Source organism: Streptomyces sp. NPDC058773 (assembly GCF_042746015.1).
Classification (GTDB): Bacteria; Actinomycetota; Actinomycetes; order Streptomycetales; family Streptomycetaceae; genus Streptomyces.
Genome location: NZ_JBHYPE010000004.1, coordinates 1 through 21,922, shown reverse-complemented (window position 1 = coordinate 21,922; position 21,922 = coordinate 1). Strand labels below are relative to the sequence as shown.

The window sequence follows — 21,922 nt, the reverse complement described above, 5'->3', positions numbered from 1 at the left end:
CGTCGTCGGCGAAAAGCCCATTGTGACGTGCGCCCATGTAGTAAATGTTGCACTGGGCCGGGACAAGGCCACCAGATCCCGTCCCAGTGCGAATGCCCGGGTCCAGGTTGAATTCGTACTGCTTGGCGATGCTGAGGGTGCGCCATTGCGGAACTGCCGGGTCGATGCCTGGGATCCGCCGTCAGGCGATGGAGTTTCTGGGCGTGATACTGCCGGCTTGGTGATGGTTGGGGGTGAGCCTTTGCCCGCCGGCGCTGGCGCAGCACGGCTCTTGGATGCTCCTGCAAGTCGCGCCGACGAAGCCGACGTCTTTGGATATCCCGCAACCCCCACGCGAGCTGCGACCGGCGCCTGGAGCAGCTGCCTGCTCCGTGGGGCCGTTGGCGGCGGCATGATGCAACTGGATAGGGAATCAGAGTCGGCATTACGGGTGCAGCCCGGCTACAGCGGCGCTCCGGTCGTGATCCGGGACCAGTGGGGCGATGCTGTCGTGGCCATGCTTGCGGTGGCCAGCCGGGTTGAGTCTGCCAACGATGCGTACGCAGTCCCAGCAGCGGAGGTCGCAGCAGCCTGGCCGCAGGTACTTGGGCGCAGCATGCTTCCCGCCTGTCCCTACCGTGGCCTCCACGCCTTCACCCCGGAAGACGCGGAAGCTGGTCTCTTTGTCGGGCGAGAAAATGAAGTGTCCCGCTTGCACGAGATGGTGAAATCTCAGCCTTTGGCTATGGTGACAGGGCCCTCTGGAGTGGGGAAAACTTCCCTTGTCGCAGCCGGATTAAAGCCCGCACTGCAAGCCGAAGGATGGCGAGTAGTCACCTTCCGTCCCGGCACCTCTCCGTCCTATGCGGTCGCCCGTGCACTGCTGGAGGTAGAAGGCTCCGGGCGCGACCGCGCAAAGGATCTCGATAGCGTGGTGGAGCGTCTACGCGAAGAGGGGTTTTGGAATGTTGCGGCGAAGACCGCTCTCGCGTCAAATCAGCGACTCATTCTTGTTGCTGACCAGTTCGAAGAACTCTTCAGCTCTACACACGGAGCAATAGAAGAAGCATTACCTTTCCTGCAATCATTTCTACCTCCTCAGGACCACCCTCATACTCCGAACGTGCGCCTCGTATGCACATTGCGGTCTGATTTTCTACCCACATTGCTGAATCTTCCAGACATCGGATCTCGCCTCCAAGACCGACAGCTCAACGTCTCGCCCCTGGACCAGGCAGCGATGACACGGGTGATCATTGAGCCCGCACGGATGACGGGAGTCACCTTCGCCGAAGGGCTGGCCGACATGATCGCGGCCGACGCAAGCAAGGGGCCCGGCGGCCTGCCACTCTTGGAATTTGCCTTAACTGAACTTTGGCCACAGCAAAGGCAGCACCACATCACCTATGACAGCTACCACCGCGTGGGCGGTGTCACGGGGGCGCTGAACCGGCATGCTGAGCAAGCTTTCTCCTCGTTGACGCGCCACCTGGAAGAGGACCGTATCCGCCGCGTACTGCTGTCGATGGTGAGAGCACGCAGCGGGGCCACGGATGCACTACGTGCCACGGCATATCAAGATCACCTCCAACATGACTGGCATGTCGCCCAGCAGCTGGCGGCCCCGGAGCACCGTCTCGTCGTGCTGGGGTCGCATGGGCCCGGTACCGCTGAAATCGCCCATGAGGCACTTATTCGCGAATGGCGAAGGCTCACCAACTGGGTCGACGCCGATGCGGACTTTCAGAGGTGGCTGACAATGATGGAAGAAAGAGCCACCGAAGGCGATCTCCTATCCGCACAGCGCGTGGCGGAGGCCCAGGGTTGGTTGAGTGAGCGCGTTCAAGACATCCCAGCCAACGTGACCACCCTGATCGACGAGAGTCAGCGACAGGTCGTAGCACACGAGAAAACCGAGTCACAGCTCGTTCAGTCACTTGAACTGACTCAACAGCTGAGGGAACGTTCCGAAGAGCTATTGCAGCGCCAAAACGCCCTGGAAACTTCGAACGCTGAACTGGAGGAGAAAGCCGAGCAGCTTCGCGCACAGAACCAACGAATCGAAGAGATCAACCATGACATCGAGGAGGCACGGCAGGTTCTGGAGGAGCGCAGCGAGTACCTGGCGGTAGCCATGCGCCATAAGACAGAGTTCGTGGCGAACATGTCCCACGAGATGCGCACCCCACTCAACTCGCTGCTGATTCTTTCCCGGCTACTGGCCGAGAACGCCGAAGGACACCTGTCCCCGAAGCAGGTGGAATTCGCCGAAACCATCCATGGCGCAGGATCCGATCTACTCCAGATCATCAATGATATTCGCGATCTCACTCAGGTCGAGGCCGGGAAAATGGATGTTTTCCCGACTCGAATCGTATTAGCTCAGCTCATCGACTATATCGAGGCGACATTCCGGCCACTGGCCGCCGAGAAGGGACTAGATTTCTTCGTAAGTGTGCCCCCGGAGCTGCCCTCAGTGCTGCACTCCGACGAACGACGGCTACTGCAGGTGCTGCGCAACCTACTATCCAACGCCCTCAAATTCACCGACGAAGGCACCGTCGAGCTGACCATTCGACGGGCGGTGGCCGATGCCCCCGAAACTATCCGTGAACTGATGCTGGAGCAGGGTTCTTTGCCTTCCCCGGATTCCGACATACTCGCCTTCTCAGTAGCCGACACCGGAATCGGCATAGATCAGAGCAAGTTGGATGTCATCTTCGAAGCCTTCAAGCAGGCAGACGGCACCACAAGCCGCAAGTACGGTGGTACCGGCCTGGGGCTTTCCATCAGCAAGGAAGTGGCACGGCTGCTGGGCGGTGAGATCCACACCACGAGCGAACCCGACCGCGGCTCCACCTTCACTCTCTACCTCCCCACACTCCAAACGCCAGCGAAGCGCTGAACGATGGTTCTTCGGTGAGCCGGGGGCCGAGAACCTTCTGCCTCGGAGCCGTGCTGACGCGGGGCCGTGACCACCGACTGTGTGTCAGCATTCGGCTGCGCGCCGACCCACAGGCGAGTACCGCACACACCACCAGGCCACACGGACGGCATATGGAGGTGCTCGACGAGTCGCCTGCTCACGACGGCCCCCAGAAGTGGGCCATCATGTGGGAGGACTTCGCGGCGGCTGCCGGCGAAGCACCGCACATGGTCGAGGTTCATCGAACATGGCTGACGCGCAGGCAAATTGAGGCGACGGACGGGAAAATGGCGCGGGATTACGACAGTCAGCTGCTGGAGTCGGTGGCGGTACGGCGACGCAGGTTGCGGGACGCCTTGCTGTTCGGCGTGCAACGTGGGCGGCGTACGGCGGACGAGCGGCTGGGGAAGGTCTTCGCGGGGATCGCGATCACGGCTGTCCTGTGCGCGGGGTGTGTGGGGTGGTCGTTCCTTCAGCACACGCTGGCCACGCAGAAGGCTGAGCAGGAGAAGCAGCAGCGTCAGGTGCAGCAGTACGGGCAGCCGACGAAGTAGACAAGATCCCAGGACTCCACGGATCGGATTCGGACAGGTTTTGCGGTACCAAAAGACATACGCGATGAGCTCTGCGCGGCGGCAGAGGTGTTCCATCTCCTCTGACGTGGTGTCGGGATGGACGTCAGCGGCACAGAGGCATGGCTGGCTGGCCAAAGAGTTCGTCAACCCCGCGATGGTAGGTTCCGGTAAGTGGTGAACAGAGCAGCGAGTTCCCGAGCGCAACTGAGCCGAGTGACGTTGGTCGGCGAGCGACGCCGGGCCGATGTCGTCCTGCTCTCCGATACGCCGATAGGGCAACTGATCCCGGATGTGCTGCCGTTGCTGGGCGATCGGCCCGCATCGCGGCCGGTAGCTCGGCAGTTGATTACGGCCGACGGTTCTGTCCTGCCGTACGACAGCACGCTGGCGTCGGCCGGGGTGGCCGACGGCGCCGTGCTCCGGCTGGTGACGACGCATTCCGCGCCGCCGGCTCCCGTTGTGCACGACGTCACCGATCAGGTGGCTGACGACCTCGATCTGCGGTCTTGGCGCTGGCGTCCTGCTGCGCGCCGAGCCAGCGCAGGTGTGGCAACCGTCGTCTTCGCCGTGATCGCCGCGCTGCTCGCCCGCCGTGAGTTCCCGCTTGGCGCCCTGGTGGGTGCCCTGTCAGCTGTATCGCCTGTGCTCCTGGCGGCCGGTGCGCTCGTTGCCAAGATCGGACGGGGAAACCGGGGACTGGCGACCGCGCTCCTGCTCGCCGCCGGCGGGCTCGGTGTTCTCACGGCGTGGACCGCTGCCGATGCGTTCGGCTGGCCGGGCACCGCGCGGCTCGCTGCCGTGGCGGGTGCGCTGGTCGTGACACTCGTGTTCCTTGGATACTTCTCTCCGGTGGGCAGGGGTGGGCTCGTTGGTGCGGTGACCACTACCGCGATCGCCCTTGTGTGGGAGACGGTGGCGGCTGTTCAGGGTGAGCCGACCCGGCTCGGTGCCGTGATGGCTGTCTTCTCTTTGGTGGTGCTCGGTGTGCTGCCGCGGCTCGCATTGATGGCGTCGGGGCTCACCGCACTCGACGATCGCCGCTCGGGCGGTGTCTCCGTCAGCCGTCACCAGGTAGGTACTGCGCTGGCGGCGACGCACCGAGGCCTTGCCCTCTCGACGATCGTCACTGCGATTTCGGCAGCCGCCGCGGGATGGCTGCTCACGCTGGCCGAGAAGCCGACCCTATGGACCGTGGCACTGGCAGCCCTCGTTGTCGTGGTGCTGGTGTCGAGGGCGCGAGCGTTCCCGCTGGTCATTGAGGTTGTTGCGCTCTTCGCTGCCGCGTCCTGCCTGGTGGTGCGCCTGGTGACATGGTGGATGGAGCATGCGGGGGGTGCCGGGCCGCTGGCTGTGTTGTGTGTGGCTGCGGTGCTTCCGTTGGTCGTTTTGGCGGTGCAGGTGCCTGAGCATGTTCAGGTGCGGCTGCGGCGTATGGGCGATCTGGTCGAGTCCATTGCCATGGTGGGGCTCTTCCCGCTCGCCTTTGGTTTGTTCGGTGTGTACGGGCAGCTGCTCAACCAGTTCTGACAGTTTTGAGTCGATGTGCCGGCGCTGCGGGCGGGGCAGCAGAGTGGGGGGTGAACAGGCATGCCGAGCGGAGACGGCTGGCAGGGTGATGTGCTGCGGGACTTGAGGGGCGGCGCTGAGCAGGGTGCACATGGCCCCGGCAGACAGGCGTACCCCACTTCTAGGCCGGGCCACGCACTGCCTGCGCAGGGCGCGCAGGCGCCGGACCCCACCCATGACGGTGGCGCGCCACGGCAGGCCGGCTCCCCGTATGAGGGGCAGGAGCGGCACGCGGGTCATCCGGGCGGCTGGCCGCAGCAGGCCGGGTACCAGGAGCAGCGGCAGGAGCAGCAGGCCCCAACCGCGTACGCCCCGGGCCCCCAGCCCCAGAGCGGTCCCGACTCGCAGCCTGTGGTGGACGACGGCCTGGCCGACGCGCTGCGCAGCAAGCCCCGGCACGGCGAGTCCTACGCGGCGCGTGCGGCACGTGCCCTGCGTCGTACGCTTTCCTCGTCTGCCGCGCGCGAGGTCGCCGCGGTCACCCGCACCGCTGCGGTGCTGCAGCAGCCCGTGACGACCGGTCGACAGATCGCCGTGACCTCCATCCGGGGCGGGTCCGGCAAGTCGACCGTCGCCGCGCTGCTCGGCACCACGTATGCGCACTACCGGCAGGACCCGGTCCTCTTCCTGGAGGCCGACCCGGCCCTCGGCTCGCTGCCGCTGCGTCTCGGCGCCGAGGCGCTGCGCTGGACCACCAGCGAGATCGCGGACCTCGTCAAGCCGGACATGTCCCTGCTCGACGTCACCGGCTATCTCGTCCAGCTCCCCGACAACGCCTGGCTGCTGCCCGCGAGCCAGGGCCAGATCGGAGTCATGCTGAACAGCCGGGCATACGAGCGGGCCGTGGTCGCGCTGCGCCGCTACTTCGGTGTGATGGTCATCGACTGCGAGACATTGCCCGCCGAAGTCGCCCGGGTCGCGCTGGCCGCCGCCCATGGCCGTGTCCTGGTTACGCCCGCCACGCCGGAAGGCGTCACCAGTACGTTCTCGGTGCTCCAGTGGATGCAGGGGCTGCCGCGACATGTAATCGCCGGCACGGTCGTCGTGCTCACCGAGCTGGTACCGCACTCCGGACTCGACCTCGACGCAGCGACCCGGGAACTCAAGGCCACTGGGGTCAGCGTCCAGGTTCTGCCGTATGACCGGCATTTGGCAGCCGGCGGGCAAGTCCACACCGAGTTGCTGGCTCACTCGACCAGGGAAGCCGCAGCCCGCCTCGCCGCGGACGTCTTCCAGCTCTCCCTCTCCCAGCAGCGTCACTGACCCAGATGCCAAGCCCGACCGCGAATGACGGACGACGATGAGTACCCGACTGATACACCGCCCGGCCAGGACCACCCGGCCACCGGCCGCGTCCAAGGCGCGCATCATCGAGGCCCCGCCCAACCTCCCCGAGGGGAAGGCGGGCAACATCGCGATGTCGCTGCTGCCCGTCGCCGGCGTCATGTCGTCGGTGGTGATGATGACGGTCGTGCGCAACAGCCAGTTCGCCGGACTCGGCGCGATCATCCTCGTCGTCACCGTCATCGGGTCCGTCGCGCTGGTCTTCTCACAGCGCGGCAAGGCGCAGCGCACTCGGCGCACTCAGCGCGAGGCGTATCTGGCCTATCTGGAGGATCTGCGCGAGGAGCTGGCCGGCGAGGAGCGGGAGCGGCGCGAGCGGGCTGTTGTCCTCAACCCGCCGCCGGCCGCCCTCTACGACATCGTGCGCGATCCAGCTCGCCTGTGGGAGCGCCGTCGCGCCGACGGCGACTTTCTGCGCGTACGTGTCGGCACCGGTGAGATGCCCGTACGCGATCTGCAGATCGCCCAGCAGGGTTCGTCGGTCCTCACCCCGCCCGACCGCTTCATGCTCAATGAGGCGTCGGCGCTGATGGCCCGTTTCCGCACCGGCACCGAACTCCCGCTCACCGTCCCGCTCGACCGCGTCGGCAACGTCAGCGTCATCGGCCCCCGCGAGGACTGCCTCCGCGTCGCGCGCGCCCTGCTCGTCCAGGCCGCTGCCCTGCACGCCCCCGACGACGTGGCCATGGCGCTCGCCGCGCCCGGCGACCGGCTCGCCGACTGGGAGTGGGCCAAATGGATGCCGCATCTGCTCGACACCGAGCAGTACGACGGCCCCGTCGCCGCCCGCCGTATCGCCCCCTCCGCACCCCAGCTCGCCCGGCAGCTCGGCCCAGAACTGCGCCGTCGCGCCTCCTACGCGGCAGAGGTACGCCGCGGCCTGTCCGACAAGGACGCCCTGTCCATGACGTCCCGCCTGCTGGTCGTCGCCGACGGGCATGGTGAGGACGCCGTAGACCTGCCACGTCCCGACGAGGCGGTCGGCCTGCGCGAGATGGGCGTCACCGTCCTGCACCTGCTCGAACAGCGGGTCCAGGAGCCGGGACAGGTCGGCGTCCGGATCACTGCCGACGGCGATCAGGTGCTCATCGAGGACTTGCGCGCGCAGGAGCCGGTCCTCGCCCACGGCTCTGTGGACGAGGCCAGCATCCCGTTCGCCGAGGGCCTGGCCCGGATGCTGGCGCCACTGCGGCTGTCCGCCGAATCGCTCACCGACGCCCCCCTGACCGGGCCGGTGGACTTCGCCGAACTGCTCGGCGTCGACGACGTGGCACAGCTCGACCTCTCGCGCCTGTGGGCGCCGCGCGGCGAACGTGCCTTCCTGCGCGTACCGATCGGCATCAACGACTCCCACGAGCCGGTGCTGTTGGACCTGAAGGAGTCCTCCGAACTCGGCATGGGCCCGCACGGCCTGTGCGTCGGCGCCACCGGCTCGGGCAAGTCGGAACTCCTGCGCACCATTGTCCTCGCCCTGGTAGCCACCCACCCGCCTGAGGACCTCGCCCTGGTCCTCGTCGACTACAAGGGCGGTGCGACCTTCGCGCCGTTCGCCAACCTGCCGCACGTCGCCGGCGTCATCACCAATCTGGAGAACCAGGCCGGCCTCGTCGAACGCGTCCACGCCTCACTCGCCGGCGAGGTCAAGCGCCGTCAGCGGGTCCTCAAGGACGCGGGAAATGTCGCCGACATCGGGGACTACGCCGCGCTGCGCGCCGGCGGACGGTCGGATCTGGAGGCGCTGCCGCACCTGTTCGTCGTCATCGACGAGTTCGGTGAACTGCTCGCCGCGAAGCCGGACTTCATCGACCTGTTTCTGTCCATCGGCCGTATCGGCCGCTCCATCGGCGTGCACCTGCTGCTGTCCAGCCAGCGCATCGAGGGCGGCCATCTCAAGGGTCTGGACACCTACCTCTCCTACCGGCTCGGCCTGCGCACGTTCTCCGCCGACGAATCCCGTACGGTTCTGGACACCGCAGACGCCTTCCACCTGCCGCCGCTGCCCGGTTTCGGCTACCTCAAGGTCGACACCAGCCACTACGACCGCTTCAAGGCGAGCTATGTCTCGGGCGCCTACCGCGGCCCCGTGCAGCACCAGGACGACGAGGACACCGGGCCCCTCGCCCTCCCCTACGACACCTTCAACACCATGACCGGTGCGAAGGATGCGGACACCGAGGAGCCTGCGGTGCGGCGCCGCGAGATGGGGCCGACCGAGCTGGGCGTCATGGTCGAGCAGCTGGCCAACGCCGCCGGTCCGGTGCGCCGCATCTGGCTGCCCCCGCTGCCCGACGCGATCGCCCTGGACACGGTCGCCGGCCCCCTGAACGTCGGTGCGCGCGGCACGCAGCTCACGGGGCGTCGCGGCCCACTGGAGGTACCACTCGGTCTGCTCGACGATCCGGCCAGGCAGTGGCAGGGCCAGTGGTACCTGGACCTGACGGTGGCGGGCGGTCACGCCGCCGTCATCGGCGGCCCGCAGTCCGGCAAGACCACGCTCCTGCGCACCCTCGTCCTCTCCCTCGCGCTGACCCACACCCCGCAGGAGGTCGGCATCTACGGCCTCGACCTGGTCGGCGGCGGCCTGGCCGCTCTGGCGGGCCTGCCGCACGTCGGAGGTGTCGCGGGCCGCGTCGACCGTGAGCGGGTGGCGCGCACCGTCGACGAGGTACGTAACATGCTCGCGGCCAGGGAGGACCTCTTCCGCGAGCATGGCATCGACTCCGTCGATCAGCTGCGTGCCCTGCACGCGGCGGGCCGGCTGCCGCAGCTGGCCTCCGCCGAAATCGTGCTCGTCATCGACGGCTTCGGCGCGCTGCGCGACGACTTCGAAGAGCTGGACGACGCCGTCGCCGACATCCTGCAACGCGGCGGCGGTTACGGCATCCACGTCGTGGCGGGCATGCTCCGCTGGAACGACGTGCGCATCGCCGTCCAGTCGAACTTCGGCACCCGCGTCGAGCTACGGCTCAACGATCCCAGCGAGTCCAGCATCGACAGCAAGCTGACAGTGACCCTCTCCCCCGACGAGCCCGGCCGCGTCCTGACCACCGGCAAGCTCTTCGCACAGGTCGCGCTTCCCCGTACGGACTCGCTCGCTGATACCGCGGACCTGGGGGCGGTTCTGGAGCGCGCGACCCGGACGATCCGCGCCACCTGGAGCGGCGAGGTCGCCCAGCCGGTACGGGTGCTGCCGCACGTCCTTGAGCCCCACCTCCTGCCGGGCCCGGTCGCAGAACCCCAGCGGGTGCCGATCGGCCTGGACCAGACGGCCCTCGAACCCGTGCTGCTCGACCTGTTCCAGCACGACCAGCACCTGCTGATCATGGGCGACAGCGAGTGCGGCAAGACGAATCTCCTGAAGACCATCGCCCACGGCCTCATCGACCGCTACGGCGAGGACGAGCTGGTCTTCGCCGTCATGGACCCCCGACGCAGTCTGCGGGGCGTGGTTCCCGAGGAGTTCAACGGCGGCTACGCGTACAACGCCAAGCTGTGCGCGGGCCTCGCCACGGGTATCGCCGACGTATTGGACAAGCGGCTGCCCGATGACGGCGCGCGCGTCGAGGAGCTGGAGCCCGGTAGCTGGGGCGGCGGGCCGCGGATCGTCGTCCTCGTCGACGACTACGACGTGCTCACCACCGCCGGCCAGGAACCACTGGCACCCTTCCTCCCGTACATCCCCTCCGCTGTCGATATCGGCCTCCACTTCGTCCTGACGCGCCGTGTCGCAGGAGCCTCACGCGGCATCTACGAACCCCTCGTCCAGGGCCTGCGCGAGTCGGGATCCTCCGCACTGCTCATGGCGGGCGACCGCGGCGAAGGCCAGCTCTTCCCCGGCGTCTACGCCTCCCAGCAGCCACCGGGCCGCGGCGTCTTCATCCGCAGAGGCCAGCCCAACCGCCTGATCCAGACCGTGCACGCCCCCAGGTGACGCGCAAGCGGGCTCTCTCGCCCACGTGGACCACAAGACGCACGGCATTCATGCCACGAACGACGAAGGACCGGCCGACCACATGACCAAGGACGTCATCGCCCTCACCCAGCGCATGCCCGACCCGGCCACCATGCTCGCGGGCCTGCTCTCCGGAGGCCCCGACAACCTCGTCGACACAACAGGCGAAGGCGCCGTCATACGACTCTGCGACGAGGAAGGCCGACCGCTCGTCTCCGTCGAGGCACCACTGCTCGTCCAGGTACCCGGAGAAGCTGAACGGCTCCTCGGCGCCATGCCACCGCCCGTCCCCTACTGGTGGACGGAAGCCCGCGCCACCACCGGCGTCGAACACGCCGAACTCCTCGCGGGCACCTTCGCCGCCCGACTGGCCACCTTGGCTGACGGCTCCGCCTGGCCACCCGAAGCCGCACGCAACCTCACCGTGGTGAAAACCGACGGCGTAAACGTCGCACCCACCCCCGCCGACCCCGCCGCCGGTCAGGCCACCGTCGACGTCCTCACCGACAAAGTCGCCGTCGTCATCCAGGACCGCCCCGTGGTCGCCATGACCGCCTGGCTCTCGCACGCATACCAGACAGCCGCCAACACCGAGCTGGGTCTGCAGATCGTCACCCCGCCCGGTACCACGCTCTCCCCCGCCGTGCGCGACAGCCTCAGCAACTGGCCCTCCCGCTGGGTCCTACGGGACGAGCGGGACGGCTACTACGACGGGCTGACCGGAGCCGTACTGTCCTGGCAGGACGGCATGTTCGCCCCCGTGACGTCGCCCGATGCAACCGACGACGACCCCCGCACTCGGCTGGCTGCCTCCTACCAGGAGGTCATGGCCACCGGCGAGCGCCAGCTGGCCATCACCTTCCGCACCACCCACCCAGCAGACGAGCGTCTGGTACTCGGGGGCGCGCTGGAGTCGATATGGCGCGAACTCACCGGCAATCCCCCGGCCGGATGGGGCACCGCAGAACCCGCCACCCTCCCCTGGTCACCGCGCCAGCTGACCGACATCGCCTACGAGCGGGCCCCAGCGCCGACCTGGTTCGTAGTGGTCGGCAGCCCGGACCGGCCCGGCCTCGCCACCATCCGCGTCAAGCGCACGACGGCAGGCGTGGAGGAATACGTCACGCTGACCTTCGGCTACGGGCCCGACGAGGAGCCTCCCGTGAGCGCCCTGCCAAGGGCCGCGGAACTGCTCGCCACCCGCCACCGCCTCACCTCGATGCTCATCCAGATCCGCAAAGCCCGCCGCGACCTGGCCGTGCCGCCCCGCTTCGAGGGTCCCGGCGTCCCGTTCGCCTTCGTACTCGGCGCGGAGGAAGTCCATCAGATGCCCGACGACCGCGCCCGGCAGATCCCGCTGTCCCAGCCGCCTGTCCCCCTCGGACCCAAGGCCCACCCCGCGCTGTACTACCCACTGCCCGGCGACCCCTCCGACCTGTCGGGCTGGCAGGACTTCGAACGCCTCATGCGGCATCTCAAAGGCGAGTAGGAGCGTCTGATTGCGCAAGTGACGGGGGCGGCTCCTGGCACATTTGAGCCATTGTCACACCCTCGTCATAGCATCGGGATTGTGAATTGCACCGGTCATGTCCCGGTTGATAGGCATGACCGTACATACGATCGTCAAGTCCGGCAGGGGGAGCCCGATGAAGTTCGACATGGGAGCGCAGACGCTCTCGACCCTGAGGTCGAAGTCGCAGGGATCGAGCACGGAACTGGGGACGTTGATCCACCAGCTCGTCCAGGCGGCGCAGCCGTTGGAGGGCAAGTTCAACGGCGCGGGCAAGGCGGCGTTCGACTCCTTCAAGGCGAACGCGGACGAGATCACGGCGTCGCTGAACAGCGCGCTGTCCGCGATCGTGGGCGGCCAGTCGGGTATGGAGTCGGCGTTCGGCTCGGGCGTGCAGGAGCAGGCCGACAACGCCCGGACGCAGATGGCGTCGGCGAACTTCGACGCGGCCCGCTTCTCGGGCCGCTGACAGCCCGGTAGCTGCGGAAGTACACAGAGTCTTTAGGGGGAGTGATTGTGATGGCTGCTGGCATGGACCGTCGTTCGTACGACTCGGGTGCATCGGCGGAGGCGCAGGGCAACATCCAGGCGGTGATCGGCCGTCTGGAGCAGGTGATCGCGGCGCGTGATGCGCAGGTCAAGGCGGCCATGGCGGATTTCGCCGCGGATGGTGTCGCCGAGGAGTACCACGGCAAGGAGCAGCGCTGGAACCGTGCCTCGCAGGAGGTCCGGAGCATCATCCAGCTGCTGAAGACGACGCTGGAGAGGAACGACTCCACCGCGCACCAGACACTCGCACGCGCAAAGGCCGCAGTCGACAACATCGGCTGAACCACCCCCAGCGCACCAGCTTGTTGGTCTCCGTGGGGGCGGCGGTGTCGCGCGGGTCGTGGTGCGTGGGTGCAAGAGATGAGGAATACGGGGGGCGTTCATGGCGTCATGGGATATTCAGCCGCAGGGAGTGCAGGGCCAGTTGAAGGTCGTCGGCACGCACGCCGAAGACCTCGGCACGGCCCTCAACACACTGCTCGCCGACATCCAGGAGGCAGCCCAGGCGGCCGGTACGGCTGTGCCGGGCACGCAGGCCACCACGTCACCGAACGGGCTGATGTCGGCGTCGGGGTACAAGCCAGTGGGACCGGTGGCCCCGGACCTGTTGCCGAAGACGGCAACGGGCCCGGTCGCCGCCGCGCTGGTCGAGTACGTAAACGGCCGCAAGAAGGACATGAAGGCGATGGCCGACCGTTGCCAGGCCGCCGTTCTAGGGGCTGCCAAAGCCACCAATGAATACGTCCAGGGCGACCTGGAAGCGGCCAAGAACGCCCAAAGCGCCGCCCACGCCGTGCGGCTGGAGGCTCTCAAGGACTTCGGGGGGAAGCAGAAGTGAGCGGCGGACCGGTCGACCCGGCCGATGTACCGGTCTTCACCGGGGACCTGGACGTTCTCGAAACCAAGATCAAGGCGCTCTCCCGCGGCGGCTCTACGGTCGCAAGGGCCGGCTCGGACGTCCACAAGTCCTTCGGTGGGCTAGCCGCCTTCTACAAGGCACCCGAGGCGGAGCAGCTGTTCGGCGTCACCAAATCGGTGGAGGACACCGCGCATGACCTCGGCGAGGACATGCGCGTCATCGCCAAGGCGCTGGGCGCCTACGCCCGTGAGATCACCCCTCTGATCGAGAAGTTCAAGCAGCTCAAGAAGGAAGCCGCCGACTTCCAATCCAACGAGGCCGCCGAAGATGACTGGAGCGAAGACGGCGACCTGACCGACGAGAACCTGGCCCGCCGCAACAAGATCGCCGAAGTCTGGACCGCGTTCCAGGAAGCCGAACGCAACTGCCACGCCAAGATCGTCGGCCTCGTCAACGGCAAGGCGCTCCACGTCATCGACGCCACCCACAAGACGGGGTACGGCTACAACGCCGAAGACCTCAAGCAGGCCAAGAGCCTGCCCTGGGGCGAGGCGGTCGAGGAATCCATTCCCGGATGGCAGGTGTGGGAGCACGCCTGGGAATTCGGCAAGGGCTTCGTCGTCGACGGCGCAGGAGCCGGCGTCGAGGCACTGAAAACCCTGTTCGGCGGGCACGGAGGAGACGCCGCCGGTGAGGCATGGCTCGGTCTGGCCAAGCTCTCCACCGGCATCACGATCACCACCGGCTTGCCCTTCTTGGCCGCCCCTTATTTCGCGACACCCGGGCACATGCTTCCCTCCTGGCTGCGGGAATCGCGTACCGCGATGCTTGAGACCGGAAAAGCGTTCGTCGCCTGGGACCAGTGGGGATCGAACAACTCCCGGGCCGCAGGCGCTGTCACCTTCAACATCCTGAGCGCCGTCATCACCCGGGGCGGCGGCAGCGCCGTAGCGGGCGCGGGCAAGGCCGCCACGGCGGCCAAAGCCATCTCCGTCGGCAGCAAGGTGGCCCAGGCCCTCGACCCGATGACCTACGTCGCCAAGGGCGCAGGCATCGGCCTGTCCAAGCTCCGCGGCGTAATGGCCGGCCTCAGGGACGCCGGCCACCTCGCGACCCCGAATATCTCCGACGGCGCCTACAGCCTGCCCGAAGGCTCCCAAAAACTGCCGGACGGCACGATCCAGCTCCCCAAGGACGCCGCCGTTCCGGAGGGGGCAACCAGGCTCCCGGGCGGCAAAATCAAGCTGCCCGAAGACACCATCACCCTCCCGCCGGGCACGGTGAAGAACCCACTAGATGGCCCGGGGAGGTACGTGGGCACCGATGGCTCCCTCTACAGGGAGGACGGGAGCCTCCTCCAGAAGGGCGACCAGGCCAAGAAGGAAGGTGTCCCCGACCCGAAGGCTGGCGCGGACAACCCACGGACCGAGACCCCGGCCCACCAGGAACAGCGGGTCCCGGCCGGCGTCGGCGGACGCGGCGACGACTTCACACGCGTCGGCTCGGACATAGCCGACCCGGCCCGCACCAGCGACAACGCAGGCCACGGCCACACCAGGCCAGGCGACAACACCCCCACAGGCCACGCCGGCAACCACGGCGCTCCGGGCGGCAACGCGGGCAACCACATGCCCACCAACAATCACACCGAACCGTCCCCCTCGGGTGGGGCGCACGCCTCGGACACTACGCCAACCGGGCCCGAACACAGCTCCGGCGACAGGCAGGGGGTCCCGCACCAGAGTGATCACAACGGACAGTCTGGCGGCCATGATGGGCCGAGCTCGTCTGACGCCTCATTCGGTGACGGCGGCGGTTCGAGAGGCGGCGGAGCCGGTCAGACCGGCCTGGGCGACGAAGGCTTGCAAACACCTGCTGAGCACGCCCCCGGCGGGGCTTCCGAGTCGATGTTGCCTATGGAGCGCGGCGGCGAGCTGGAGCAGCGTCTACGCGAAGCGATCAAGGGACTCCCAGGTGCCACGCGTCCCAAGCCGAATGTTCTCGAGCTGGCGCTCTCCCGCCTGGCCGAGAATCCGCGCGGCCACGCGGTGGCCGACATCATTGCTTCCGGGCGGTTCAACCGCAGTGGGGATTTCTCCCAGGTGGTATCGAGTCTGGGGTCAAAAAAGATCGGAATGGTCGAGCCCGGCATCGACCAGATCATCTTCGCCGACGACCTGTGCAAGAGCGGGGTGCCTGCCGAGTCGATCAACTTCGAGGTGAAGAACGCAACTGGCGGAGATATCGACGTGCATCTACGTGCCGAGAACGGCGAGGTGTACGGGTACCAGATGAAGCGCCTGAACGAACCTCTCGACCCGGTGGGTGAGATCATGCGTGGGAAGTACCTAGGCCAGCTGGCCAAATCCGACGTCGACCACCGCATCATGCTTGTGGACGGCCAAGGTAGCGTCGCCCAGTGGATGGAGAACGGCTCCTTCCAGGCGCTCATAGACGTTCACCGAGTCGGTCGCAACGGCAACGGCCTCGGCGCCGGGACGACATTCGTCATCAGGCTCGACGACGGCTCGCTCGTGATACCTCCCGGAGCGAAGACAGACCCTAAGGACATACTGTGATTACTACCGAGCCTGTGGGCGAATGGTTCTGGGACGTCACGGTGGACGTCTCCGAGCGGCGCGGTGCCGCGAACGCCCTGGAACTTTTCACTGCCGTTCATGCACAGATGGTCCATCAGGAGATCGCCGCGGGATGGGGGCGGACGACGCTTTCCCTCGCTCCTCGCGATGCCGTCGGGCAGCCGCTGCTCACCTGGCAGGGCTCCTCCCTAGCTGGCCAGGCGGCTGCGGTGGACCGCGTCGGGCTGGTCGCAGGGCGCCTGCTGTCTGTACAGAGCGATGTTCCCGGGGTTTGGTTCGAGTCCGGCGCTGGCCACCGGGCTGAGAAGCTGTTCTCGTTGGGCTTGGATGTGTGGGGTGAGGGCGGCGGCCTGGTCACCTTGTCGACGTTCTCGGACGCATGGCTGACACTCGACCTACGCGAGCGCGCGCAGCCCGCAGTGCACGCGGAGAATGCGCCACGCCTTGAAGCGGTCCTGCGGGGGATGTCCAAGGTTCTCGGAAGCGCGCCCGATCCCGGTGATCCCACCCGGTATGCCCACCCCACGGCCACGGGCTTTGAGGACCTGTCCGAAGAAGGGGCCGACTATGACGACTCGTGGGGGACGTTCGAAGTCCCGGCGCGCTGGAAGAAGCTGATGAGGCTACTGCCGGACAGATATCCGGAGCAGGGCTACGAGAGCTGGACCGACGGCCCCGTCCGGTACGTGAAGGTGCTGAGCCGAGACCGGGTGATGGGCTACCTCTGGGCCGGCACGGCCGAAGACGCGGCGGGCTACGAGCCGCGGACCGCGGCCGGCGAGGCCGCCTTTGAGGAGGGCATCCCATGGCTCCTGCACTTCGCGAAGGCGCGTCAGGCGGGGGTGCCACCTCTGGCCGCGCTCCGGGAAGTGGCTGGGTCCCACGGGGTGTCCGAGCAGCACGACATCGACTCGCTCGACATGCTGCAGGAGTACTCCGGCCGGCACTGAGACGCCGGGTATGCGGCCAGCGAGACTCTCCGGCAGAGCAACGCTCCCAAGACGGTTACCTCGCCGCATTCCTGACCAACGCGGCTAAACCTTAAGGAGAGTTCCATGCCGACTCTGATGCGCGCACCGAGGGAATGCGGCTCATAGTTCTGGGATCTCGAGGGGTGACGGCGCCGGGGCTGGAATCAGCTCTCACAAGTCCTTCGGTGGGCTGGCCGCCTTCTACAAGGCACCCGAGGCGGAGCAGCTGTTCGGCGTCACCAAACCGGTGGAGGACACGGCGCATGACCTCGGCGAGGACATGCGCGTCATCGCCAAGGCGCTGGGCGCCTACGCCCGTGAGATCACCCCTCTGATCGAGAAGTTCAAGCAGCTCAAGAAGGAAGCCGCCGACTTCCAATCCAACGAGGCCGCCGAAGATGACTGGAGCGAAGACGGCGACCTGACCGACGAGAACCTGGCCCGCCGCAACAAGATCGCCGAAGTCTGGACCGCGTTCCAGGAAGCCGAACGCAACTGCCACGCCAAGATCGTCGGCCTCGTCAACGGCAAGGCGCTCCACGTCATCGACGCCACCCACAAGACGGGGTACGGCTACAACGCCGAAGACCTCAAGCAGGCCAAGAGCCTGCCCTGGGGCGAGGCGGTCGAGGAATCCATTCCCGGATGGCAGGTGTGGGAGCACGCCTGGGAATTCGGCAAGGGCTTCGTCGTCGACGGCGCAGGAGCCGGCGTCGAGGCACTGAAAACCCTGTTCGGCGGGCACGGAGGAGACGCCGCCGGTGAGGCATGGCTCGGTCTGGCCAAGCTCTCCACCGGCATCACGATCACCACCGGCTTGCCCTTCTTGGCCGCCCCTTATTTCGCGACACCCGGGCACATGCTTCCCTCCTGGCTGCGGGAATCGCGTACCGCGATGCTTGAGACCGGAAAAGCGTTCGTCGCCTGGGACCAGTGGGGATCGAACAACTCCCGGGCCGCAGGCGCTGTCACCTTCAACATCCTGAGCGCCGTCATCACCCGGGGCGGCGGCAGCGCCGTAGCGGGCGCGGGCAAGGCCGCCACGGCGGCCAAAGCCATCTCCGTCGGCAGCAAGGTGGCCCAGGCCCTCGACCCGATGACCTACGTCGCCAAGGGCGCAGGCATCGGCCTGTCCAAGCTCCGCGGCGTAATGGCCGGCCTCAGGGACGCCGGCCACCTCGCGACCCCGAATATCTCCGACGGCGCCTACAGCCTGCCCGAAGGCTCCCAAAAACTGCCGGACGGCACGATCCAGCTCCCCAAGGACGCCGCCGTTCCGGAGGGGGCAACCAGGCTCCCGGGCGGCAAAATCAAGCTGCCCGAAGACACCATCACCCTCCCGCCGGGCACGGTGAAGAACCCACTAGATGGCCCGGGGAGGTACGTGGGCACCGATGGCTCCCTCTACAGGGAGGACGGGAGCCTCCTCCAGAAGGGCGACCAGGCCAAGAAGGAAGGTGTCCCCGACCCGAAGGCTGGCGCGGACAACCCACGGACCGAGACCCCGGCCCACCAGGAACAGCGGGTCCCGGCCGGCGTCGGCGGACGCGGCGACGACTTCACACGCGTCGGCTCGGACATAGCCGACCCGGCCCGCACCAGCGACAACGCAGGCCACGGCCACACCAGGCCAGGCGACAACACCCCCACAGGCCACGCCGGCAACCACGGCGCTCCGGGAGGTAACGCGGGCAACCACATGCCCACCAACAACCTGGACAACGGGACAGGCGGCACCGGCCGCACAGGCGACAACAATCCCGCGGGCGGTACCAGCCACACGGACAACCCGTCCACCAGCTCCGGCGGCCGCGACCTCCCTGGCGATTCGACGGCCGAGAACGGCCTCGCGGGTGGTTCCACCACCAGTAACGGAATTCCCGGCTCCGGCCATCCGGAGTCCTCGGTCCTGGATGCCCTCGACAACGCTGCCCGCGCCCGGGAGAGCATCGGGGACAACGCAGGCGCCGACGGGGCACGTGCTGGCGACAACGCGGCCACGCCTGCCGGAGAGAACCAGGTGGGCGGCACCCCGGCCCCGCACCAGCCCATGCCGCGTCCCGAGTTCATGCTGGATGGCCCGAACCCTTACGGACCGCGTGGACGGCTCACGCAGGAGCAGATCGAGGAGATCCAGGTCTATCGTGCCAACCACGAACCTGGGTACTTCAAGGACTACTACAAAGGCGGCGAACACCTCGGCGACCGGAAGAGCCTGGAACTCACGGACGAGAGCGGGCTCACTCCGCCTCAGCTGACCAGGCTGTCGGATGACAGCCCGTTGATCCGTGCAAAGGACGCTCCTGAGCCCCCCAAACCCCATTTCCTCGACGCCGATTACATCCCTGTAGGGGCGGATACCGTCACGGGCGCTTCCAGACTCAAGATTCTCCACGAGGCTGCGCAGGAGCGCCACTTCGCCATTCAGTGGGACAAGCTCGTCGAGAGCTGGAAGGCGGAGACCGGCAAGGCGCACGAAGCCCACGGCACTCTCGAAACGGGAGGGCTCTGGGGCGAGGCCAAGGGGGCCTATAAGGAATCCCACACTCAGATGGGGGACCTAGCCGAGAAGTTCGGCGAGACGGCCGCCGAGCATCACTTTATCGCTGAGCGCTACCCGGACTTCGACAAGCAGACCCTCCTCGGCCCAAAGAACGGCAATGACCAGTTCGATCAGGTGTGGAAGCACGAGGACGGTCGAGTGGTTGTTATCGAGGCCAAGAGTAATACCCGTACAGATATCGGTTCTCGCACCCTCCCGGACGGCAGAAAGGTTTCCCAGGGAAGCAGGGAATATTTCTTCGACATCATCCGCATGATGAAAAAGCGCGGCGAATTCGGAGTTGCGAGAGACCTGGAGAGGGCTCTGGCTGACGGGAAGCTAGAATATGTTGTCGTCAAGGGGGAGAGGAACGCAGGAAGGTACACTGGCCTCCAATATCGGCGCTTCGATATCAGTAAGGGGACTCCTCCGTGACCGTAGACATCTCCCGGCATCACCTGTCGGCGGGACCTGACGCCGAGCAGTTCGCGGAGCGGCTGAGCGCACACTTGGCCGAGGGCATCGACGGTCTCGAGGACTCCGTCGGCGCCACAAGCTTGCTCGACTCCCATTTCGACACCGGGCTCCTGCTGTTGCGCGCTCGCTGTGTCGTCGATCCGCGAGCGGCGGCGCTGGAGACATGGGAGGCCGCGGTCAATGCGATGCAGCTGGGCTCGGCGTTGTTTGCCGTGACGGGGGCGAGCGAGGGGTCTGTCGAATGCCGCATCAACCGGAAGGTGCGATCGCTTCCGGCCGTCGGCCCGCTGTCAACTGCCGATGCGGGGAATTGGCTGACGGCGTTCTGGCTGGCCGTCATTTGCCGTGACCAGCGGCGGATGACGCAGCTCTGTGAGATCCCGCTGGAGCGGCTGCGTGCGCCCGAGGGGCAGTACGACGAGTACATCTACCACTGGGTGGACACCCTGCAGACGTACTGGCTGCGGCGGCCGGGGCTGGTGGAGAAGCTCACCGCCACATTCCAGTCGTCGGATCCCGCAGTGGCACGGGTCGCCCCGCGAGATCTGCTGGATGGCTTGCTCTATCCGCCGATTAACCTCTTCTACCGCTTCGTACGCAAGGACGAGGAAGGCTTCAGTCCGGCCTTGGTGGAGGCGCTGAAGCTACACAAGACGTACTGGACTCTGAACGAGGACCGGGAAGCGGACATTGACGGCAGCATCGCGCTGGGCCCTCTTGCAATCGCCTGCCTCGCTTACGACGGTGAACTCCCGATCGAGGTCGAGTCGGAGTACCTGCCCAAGCACCTGCTCCAGCGCGGTTGGCTCGGTAAGTTCCCCACCTGAGACACACATGACGACGCGCATTCTCAGGAGAATCACGTGGCCTCGATCATCCCCCGCCACCCCTTTCCCACGGGCAACGCGGAAGAGGGCCTCGCCGTGCTCCAAAACAGCTCAGAGAAGCTGATCGACGGGCTGGAGGCGCGCTCCACCAGACTGGGCGATGCCCTGGGCACCACGCTCCCCCTGGCCAAGGCGCACTGCCTGATGGACCCGAGGGCGGCGATCTTCCCCACGTGGGATGCCTGGGTGAACGCGATGCAGGTCGGCTCCGCGGTGTTCGCTGCCGCGACCACGACCGAAGCATCAGTTCAGTGCCGCATTGCGCACAAGGACCGCACGCTCCGGGCCACCGGCGCGCAGTGGTACGTGCACCCGGGATCCTGGCTCAGCGCCTTCTACCTGGCGGTGGTGTGCAGGGAGAAGGACAGGATCACATCCCTGTGCCGTGTACCCCTGTGCCTGCTACGGGAGAACGGCTCACGCTTCGGGGAGTACGACTACGCCTGGATCGATACCCTCCAGACCTATTGGCTCGGCGGCCAGGACCTCGTCCCGAAGCTGGTGACCGCGGTCGACGCCACCGACCCGGAAGCCGTCGACGACCCTGAGACGGTGGGCAAGCTGCTGTACCCCCCGATGGAGATGTTCCACCGCTTCATCCGCAAGGACCGGGACGGCTTCAACCGGGCGCTGGCCAACGCCCTCCAGTGGCACAAGGAGTACTGGAGCGAGGAGGAGCGAGCCTTCCAGATCCCAGGCCTCGTCGGGCTCGCCCCCCTCGCCATGGCCTGCATCGCCCACGACGCGGGCATCCCCATCGAGGTCGAGTCCGAGTACCTGCCCGCCGTCCTCATCAAACGCAACTGGTGCGGCGAGTTCCCCACGTAAGTAGGCAGCCGTCAGCGGCGGAACGATCTCCCGAGGCGTTCCACGATCGACAACCGTCCCCGGCACCAGGGGCGCGCGGACCAAGCTCTCCTGGCTCGGGCGCGGCCGACGACACCTCAATCTGCTGAGAGCGGTGCCGTACCTCGCGCCGCCCGTGGGGTTTCGCCCTGTCCGCGCCAACTGCTGCACCGTTGATGAATACCAGGTCCTGGCGTGACCGGGCGCCTTCCTGGCCGAGCTGCGAGGTCACCAGGGCGTGATAGGGGCTGATGCAGGTTCGGGTGACAGGTGCGGTCACGCGGCCTGGAGGGCCGGCGTGGTCATGACGGTCTCGAATTCGATGGGGGTCAGTCGGCC

Annotated in this window: 13 protein-coding genes and 2 pseudogenes; all 15 read left to right on the top strand. The window is 66.9% G+C overall.

What is annotated here, in order from left to right; all coding sequences use genetic code 11:
* Positions 1–223: 223 nt before the first annotated feature.
* Positions 224–1,747: pseudogene (locus ACFW5B_RS04820) on the top strand (AAA family ATPase); the annotation flags it as partial.
* A gap of 138 nt (positions 1,748–1,885) precedes the next feature.
* Positions 1,886–2,857, top strand: a pseudogene (locus ACFW5B_RS04815) (sensor histidine kinase); the annotation flags it as partial.
* Positions 2,858–3,192: 335 nt separating this feature from the next.
* The gene (locus tag ACFW5B_RS04810; RefSeq protein WP_274734547.1) at positions 3,193–3,459 is read left to right on the top strand and encodes a hypothetical protein; all 267 of its coding nucleotides are present in this window, start codon (positions 3,193–3,195) and stop codon (positions 3,457–3,459) included.
* Positions 3,460–3,693: 234 nt separating this feature from the next.
* Positions 3,694–5,007 (top strand): type VII secretion integral membrane protein EccD, encoded by a 1,314-nt coding sequence (gene eccD, locus ACFW5B_RS04805; RefSeq protein WP_386433302.1) that lies wholly within the window; start codon positions 3,694–3,696, stop codon positions 5,005–5,007.
* 60 nt (positions 5,008–5,067) lie between these two features.
* Positions 5,068–6,309, top strand: a complete 1,242-nt coding sequence (locus ACFW5B_RS04800; RefSeq protein ID WP_386433299.1) for a MinD/ParA family protein — start codon at positions 5,068–5,070, stop codon at positions 6,307–6,309.
* A 37-nt stretch (positions 6,310–6,346) separates the two neighbouring features.
* The gene (gene eccCa, locus ACFW5B_RS04795) at positions 6,347–10,321 is read left to right on the top strand and encodes a type VII secretion protein EccCa (protein ID WP_386433296.1); all 3,975 of its coding nucleotides are present in this window, start codon (positions 6,347–6,349) and stop codon (positions 10,319–10,321) included.
* A gap of 82 nt (positions 10,322–10,403) precedes the next feature.
* The gene (locus ACFW5B_RS04790) at positions 10,404–11,831 is read left to right on the top strand and encodes a DUF6177 family protein (RefSeq protein WP_386433934.1); all 1,428 of its coding nucleotides are present in this window, start codon (positions 10,404–10,406) and stop codon (positions 11,829–11,831) included.
* 157 nt (positions 11,832–11,988) lie between these two features.
* Entirely contained in the window at positions 11,989–12,321 is a 333-nt protein-coding gene (locus tag ACFW5B_RS04785) for a hypothetical protein (RefSeq protein ID WP_386433932.1), read from the top strand.
* 50 nt (positions 12,322–12,371) lie between these two features.
* A complete protein-coding gene (locus ACFW5B_RS04780; protein WP_386433293.1) occupies positions 12,372–12,683 on the top strand; it encodes a pore-forming ESAT-6 family protein in 312 nt (103 codons plus the stop codon).
* A gap of 100 nt (positions 12,684–12,783) precedes the next feature.
* Positions 12,784–13,239 carry a DUF6507 family protein gene (locus ACFW5B_RS04775; RefSeq protein ID WP_386433290.1) on the top strand — a complete coding sequence of 152 codons (456 nt, stop codon included), beginning with the start codon at positions 12,784–12,786 and terminating at the stop codon, positions 13,237–13,239.
* Positions 13,236–15,839, top strand: coding sequence for a hypothetical protein (locus ACFW5B_RS04770; RefSeq protein WP_386433287.1), 2,604 nt, complete (start codon positions 13,236–13,238; stop codon positions 15,837–15,839). Before ACFW5B_RS04775 ends, ACFW5B_RS04770 begins: the two co-directional genes overlap by 4 nt.
* Positions 15,836–16,810, top strand: a complete 975-nt coding sequence (locus ACFW5B_RS04765; RefSeq protein WP_386433284.1) for a hypothetical protein — start codon at positions 15,836–15,838, stop codon at positions 16,808–16,810. Before ACFW5B_RS04770 ends, ACFW5B_RS04765 begins: the two co-directional genes overlap by 4 nt.
* Before the next feature lie 268 nt (positions 16,811–17,078).
* Positions 17,079–19,808: a hypothetical protein gene (locus ACFW5B_RS04760; protein WP_386433281.1), complete on the top strand. Its 2,730-nt coding sequence runs from the start codon at positions 17,079–17,081 to the stop codon at positions 19,806–19,808.
* A complete protein-coding gene (locus ACFW5B_RS04755; RefSeq protein ID WP_386433278.1) occupies positions 19,805–20,677 on the top strand; it encodes an immunity 49 family protein in 873 nt (290 codons plus the stop codon). Before ACFW5B_RS04760 ends, ACFW5B_RS04755 begins: the two co-directional genes overlap by 4 nt.
* Positions 20,678–20,713: 36 nt before the next feature.
* On the top strand, positions 20,714–21,565 hold the full coding sequence (locus ACFW5B_RS04750) for an immunity 49 family protein (RefSeq protein WP_386433275.1): 852 nt from the start codon (positions 20,714–20,716) through the stop codon (positions 21,563–21,565).
* Positions 21,566–21,922 lie beyond the last annotated feature (357 nt).